Annotated in this window: 5 protein-coding genes; 1 reads left to right on the forward strand and 4 read right to left on the reverse strand. The window is 41.2% G+C overall.

The window, feature by feature from the left end:
- Positions 1–67: 67 nt before the first annotated feature.
- The 3 genes from HMPREF2794_RS21425 to HMPREF2794_RS30005 form a co-directional block, all read right to left on the reverse strand.
- Positions 68–562: a DUF4625 domain-containing protein gene (locus HMPREF2794_RS21425; RefSeq protein WP_010538676.1), complete on the reverse strand. Its 495-nt coding sequence runs from the start codon at positions 560–562 to the stop codon at positions 68–70.
- Positions 562–2,718, reverse strand: a complete 2,157-nt coding sequence (locus HMPREF2794_RS21430) for a TonB-dependent receptor (protein ID WP_010538677.1) — start codon at positions 2,716–2,718, stop codon at positions 562–564. The genes HMPREF2794_RS21425 and HMPREF2794_RS21430 overlap by 1 nt, the downstream gene beginning before the upstream one ends.
- 86 nt (positions 2,719–2,804) lie before the next feature.
- Positions 2,805–3,119, reverse strand: a complete 315-nt coding sequence (locus HMPREF2794_RS30005) for a hypothetical protein (RefSeq protein ID WP_032837139.1) — start codon at positions 3,117–3,119, stop codon at positions 2,805–2,807.
- A 168-nt stretch (positions 3,120–3,287) separates the two neighbouring features.
- Between HMPREF2794_RS30005 and HMPREF2794_RS21435 the strand changes: the two genes are divergently transcribed.
- Entirely contained in the window at positions 3,288–4,589 is a 1,302-nt protein-coding gene (locus tag HMPREF2794_RS21435) for a DUF4026 domain-containing protein (protein ID WP_010538678.1), read from the forward strand.
- Between the two features lie 93 nt (positions 4,590–4,682).
- Here the strand turns inward: HMPREF2794_RS21435 and HMPREF2794_RS21440 are convergent, their stop codons facing one another.
- Complete coding sequence (locus HMPREF2794_RS21440) at positions 4,683–5,381, reverse strand: SIMPL domain-containing protein (protein WP_010538679.1); 699 nt, start codon at positions 5,379–5,381, stop codon at positions 4,683–4,685.
- Between the last annotated feature and the right edge of the window lie 52 nt (positions 5,382–5,433).

Consider the following 5,433-nt stretch of genomic DNA (forward strand, 5'->3'; position numbering starts at 1 on the left):
GGGGATGTGCCTTAGTTTTGACACAGCCCCTTTTAAAGAAAATTATACGAATAAAGAAAGTATTTATTTACTCATCGTGATGATGATCATCCTCTTCGGCGGTAGTGCTCAAAACAATATTGCGTGCAATATAAGCTTCATTTCCTGCGGCATCCGTACAATAAACCATCAGATGATAATCACCCGGAGTAGCATTTACCGGAATCACAATATCGTGGTGATGAATATGCGCCGTTTTCTTTCCGGAAATATCATAAGACCTGTTGAAACTGAAATCAACAGTTGCTTCGCCCGTACCGACGGCCCTGCTCTTCCCATGCGAATGGTGATCGAAATTACTATGTATCTCTATCATGTAAGACTTTAACATAACGTCATCCGACAAGTCCATTTCAAAATGTACTCCGTTCTCGCCACCTATTTTTAGTTCCTGTCCTTCTTCCGGTTCGTGCAATTCAATCACCGGTTTGGTAGTATCGCTATCTGAATCGTCACAAGATATAAATGCAAACACTGACATAGCCAAAAGGCTGATTATCGGGAGGTAAAGTTTTGTTTTCATTACAGTAATTTTTTAAATGGGATTTTGATTAATAATTGGAAATTGCGTCCCGGTTCCGGGATTTCTACTTTCCTGTAAAAACTAAGATGATTGTAATATCGCGTATTGAAAATATTGCGGGCGGTCAGGGTTATTTCTATTTTGTTATTCCCACCTACCGGAATATTCAGCGAGCCGCCCAAATGAAACAGGTTGGCGCTCGGTGTACGGTCTTCATTACGGTCTACACGATTCTGACGGGCAATCGATTGCCATTCCGCATAAAACATATAGCGTTTCTTCTGCCATGTCAGAGTATTCCGCATCCCGAACGGAGGAGAAAAACTTAACGGTATATGCTCGTCACAGTTGTAGGTATAAACATATTCACCGGAGATACGGTAATTGAAATGATACGGAAGATCAATGTCTATCGTAGCTTCTGTTCCGGCAAACAGTGCTTCGGCACCTGTATAGCGGTAAATCTGTCCTGCATGCGGCAGAACTGACCATTCGCCCGTAGGACGCAGAAAGATATAGTTGCTGAACCAACTGACAAAAGGAGAAACGGAAACAGAAAGTCCGTGATATCGCAGGTTATAAGAAGCATCCATCTGCCATCCTTGTTCGGATTTCAGAGAAGCATCTCCCTGCTCATGACGAAAAGTACCGTGATGTACTCCATTAGCAGCCAATTCATTGGCCCCCGGTAGTCGAAAGCTACGTCCGATGTTCACTTTTACCATATGTTGTTCGGAGGGTGTCCATACCAGTCCCAAAGAAAAGGAATAGTCGCCGAAATGCTTTTTTACCGGATGGCTGTTCCACTTGTAGAAGTTTATCTGTTCTTCATCATATCCTTGTTTCCGAAGATAATCGGCCAGATAAACGTCCTCATGAGAGGAAATGTCAATATAACCATAATCATATCGCATACCTCCACTGACAGACCAAACATTATCAGGTCTATATGTCGTAAGCCAAAGCAATCCGGTAGTAGAACGATGGTATTCCGGCAACAGGAATGAATAGCCGGAAATATCGTTCTGCTGATGCTGGCCATCCCACCCCAGCGTATGTTCCCATGAAGAAGAACCTATAATACGAGCTTTTACCGAAGCACTATAAGTGTTAAGATCAAAAGCCAGTTCTTTGTCAGGGTTCTTCTCCGGTACAGGCTGCGAGCCGTAATGGGTATGAAAAGCACTCCATTCTTCCCGATGATTATTCTGAAATCCCAAATCACCCGACAGGATTAACTTCTCCCATGCATATTGCTGGTGAGTGGTTACTTTCAGATGATTGACCTTGCTGTAAGGCAGCTCAATATTCCTGCTGTTCCCATCATCTTCTACCCGCGACGCGTCGGGGACACCATGTGCACCCGGAAAGAAGCCTGTCTTCTGATAGACATTACTTACGGAATAGTCCGCTCTATATCCCTTTCGCTGATATTGGGCGAAAAGTCCGATGTTACGTTCTATTCCTGCCGTATTTTTCAGCTTACGCCCATAAACGGGCATCTTCTGAGTCAGGTAGACAATGGTATCCGCAGGAATACGATAATCACCGAAATGTTGTTCGGAATAACGGATTTGCGCATACCAGGCATTCTTTTTAAGACCCAGCATCAACGAACCCGCAAGCGTTCCGTTGACGGACTTCCCCAACAGAGTAACATCACCAAACAGCATATCCACAGAAGGAATCAAAGGAGGGGTTATATCAATCACCCCGCCCATAGCATCACTACCGTAAAGTAACGAGGAAGGACCTTTCAAGACATTGACCGCCCCAATATTAAAGGCGTCCAGTTCTAGCCCGTGATCGGCTCCCCACTGTTGCCCTTCCTGCTTGATTCCATTTTCCAGCACGGCGATCCGGTTGAATCCCATTCCCCTGATCATTGGTTTAGAGAAGCCGGAACCTATGTCCATGGCTTGTACTCCGGGAATGTTCTCCATTGCCTGCATGAAGTTTCCCGTAAAATGTTTGCGCAAAAATTCCTGTTCTACCACTTCAACCGTGAGTGCAGACTTTTTGGCTTGACGTTGCTGATACGACTCCGTCACAACAACATCAGGCAAAAGCATGCTCTTGATTGAATCGGACTTTTGTGCATGGACGGATAAGGTTACAAACAGCCCTATTACGCCCGAAATAATTCCGATACGCATCAATTACAATCTTTTATATAATGTGTAAAATGAATGTGAGGACAAGTTACCGCGCACTTGTCTTCTTTGAAAATCTGAATATGTAATTATGTAGCGGGAGGCGCGCGTAAATGATGCGAATAAGTTCGTTTGCAGACAACCTTATCCTGATAAATAATCGGCTCGTAAGGAACGAGCGTTAATGTGCAATGATATTCTACTGATTGAGGTTCTGTAAATAGGGAAAGAGAGTATTTACATATCGCACAATCCTCAGCATGACTCCGGGAATGGTCGGTATGAGAGCATGACGTTTCATCTTCACTTCCATGATAGTGAAAGGTTTTCACTACAAAGAAGGGAATGAATGTTATGAATAACATCCATGCTATGTATGCTCTTATTTTTCTCTTATGATACATTCTCCCCTATCGTTTTTTAACAGAATAGTGGGGCAAAGATAATTGTATGAGATAGAAGATGCAAATTATCTGACTTAATATGTGTTATTAAAAGAATCTGCAATAAACGAAACTTTAATTTTAATTCATTACATTTGCTTCATTGAATAGTAACAAACAAATCTGTTTATGGAAAGCGAAGGATCATCAAAAGATTATTTCCGGAAAAGTATGGCCGAACTCATAGCCATTCTTCCTCAGGAAGCCGGTAATACAAAGAATTGGGAAAAACTATTGGAGCCATTAGCCAATGCTACGGACTTCAATGTCGTTGACATACGTCACAATGATATCATTGATTGTCCAACATTATACATTGAATATAAAAAAGAAGTTTATCCGATAGATGTTGACTGGTATGAATACCATTTTGTGGAAGACACTATGGTCCAACAATTTTCTACAGAAAATATAGCTACGTTGCAACAGGCTACAAATGGAATAAAATTCTCAATGCTCTATACAACAGATGCACAAACATCCGTTCACCTGCTATTGAAAATTATATGCCTGCTCGTACCCAAACAAATCGGAATATTCAATTGCAACAGTTACTCCCTTTTGTCTCCTGTATGGGCAAAGTGTGCCGCTGCTACTACCACCCCTCCATCTCCAAACTGCCTGTACACTATTCATGCTGTTTACGAAGATAAAAATAAATGGTTACCTTTCAGTAAATCCAGCTATTGGCTACATACTCACGGACTCAACTGCTGCGGTATCCCGGAACTAGAACTGATAGGTGAAATTTCTAAAAAGAACTATGATTTTTATACCAACCTTTTAAGCCATTTAGTAAATTACGTGATTAGCGAAGGCTCTCTCCCTCCTACAAAAGAAAATCTGCACTTTGGATGGCTGGACAATCACCAGCCCATAATGATAACTTGGGTTTCTTGGGAAGAAGGTCTTAAAAGCTACAAGAAAAACATATTGGGTGGAGCAGAAGACAGGGATGAAGCACATAATCAAAATACAAGTATTATCTTTATCTATCATTCAGAGAAAGCCTATGAGAAACAAAAATACTCGCTTATCACGAGTATTAAAGAATCTGCGATGGAGAATCCCCTTTTGTTTTTCACAGACAAAGAAACAGAAAGATTAAATGCCATGGCTCATGAACAACTTTCTTATCTAATAGAAGGATTGCAAAAAGAAGGAAGTTCAGCCCTCGTAAAAATCAGTTTAACCGTTGACGAAGAATTTAAAGAAGAAGGCAATTCCAACCTGGAACATATTTGGTTTAAAGTCGAAAAAGTAACCGAAGACTCTATTACGGGAGTGCTTATTCAGGAACCATATTATATTAAAAATATGCACGAAGGCTCTGTCGGTACTTACCCCACCCGACTAATCACAGACTGGAAACTGTATACTGACGGACAAGTCGTTTCTCCTGATGACGTCTATCTGCTAAAACTACCATAAATAAGATTGTGACAGTATTTTTTGTAGTACTCTCTTATGAGTAATCATAAAGGCGAAAATACTTTCTTGTGGGTATTTTCGCCTCATTCATTATTATTCAATAGCAAAACGGGCCGTCATCTCGTATCGTAGTTTGATAACACGATATTGCTCGGTGGCAGCCGATCCCATACTGACATTACTTTGTGCCTGAAAAAGAGTATAAGGACTTACATAGCTCGAAGCAGGTTCGACGATACGAATGACCTCACCCAGTTTTTGTCCCATCGCTTCCACAAGATAAGAGGCCTTTTCACGAGCCGCTTTCAATGCTTCTATTTTACCTTGCTTCCGATAATTCGGCAAATCCTTGTGCTTCAACTCTCCAATACGCATAGACTCAATGCCTCTCGTATCAACTTTCTTAATGATAGTATTGATCTGTTCAAAATCTGTGAGCCGGATATCCAGTTGCTTACCTATCAGAAACTCTTTTCCTTTCTGACGCCAATAATCTCCTATTTCCTGTACACGAATAGCCTCATCCGAGATTCCGGCTCTACTCAAAACCCGCCGTAAATCCTTCTCAATCCATTCCAATGGAACCTTTGTTTTATAATCCTCCGGCTTGGATTTCGGAACGAACTCCTCTTGCCAATATTCTTTTATCTGAATCAAAAAATGAATTTCATCCGGAACAACTTCAATTTCAGAAGAACCGGTCACCTCAATATATCTTCCCGCACCCTCCTGAGCATCGGCAAAGACACTCCATACACATAAAGCAAAAACTAATAAAAATAACTTTCTCATACTTCTGAATTTATAATATTACTAAAGTTTCCCACCCAAATAAATAGATAGA

This window comes from Bacteroides sp. HMSC067B03 (assembly GCF_001811315.1).
Taxonomy (GTDB): Bacteria; Bacteroidota; Bacteroidia; order Bacteroidales; family Bacteroidaceae; genus Bacteroides; species Bacteroides faecis.

Bases quoted from the DNA above. Each gene is read 5' to 3' on its own strand.
- HMPREF2794_RS21425 (WP_010538676.1), bottom strand. From the start codon at position 562: ATGAAAACAAAACTTTACCTCCCGATAATCAGCCTTTTGGCTATGTCA.
- HMPREF2794_RS21435 (WP_010538678.1), top strand. From the start codon at position 3,288: ATGGAAAGCGAAGGATCATCAAAAGATTATTTCCGGAAAAGTATGGCC.
- HMPREF2794_RS30005 (WP_032837139.1), bottom strand. From the start codon at position 3,119: ATGTATCATAAGAGAAAAATAAGAGCATACATAGCATGGATGTTATTC.
- HMPREF2794_RS21440 (WP_010538679.1), bottom strand. From the start codon at position 5,381: ATGAGAAAGTTATTTTTATTAGTTTTTGCTTTATGTGTATGGAGTGTC.
- HMPREF2794_RS21430 (WP_010538677.1), bottom strand. From the start codon at position 2,718: ATGCGTATCGGAATTATTTCGGGCGTAATAGGGCTGTTTGTAACCTTA.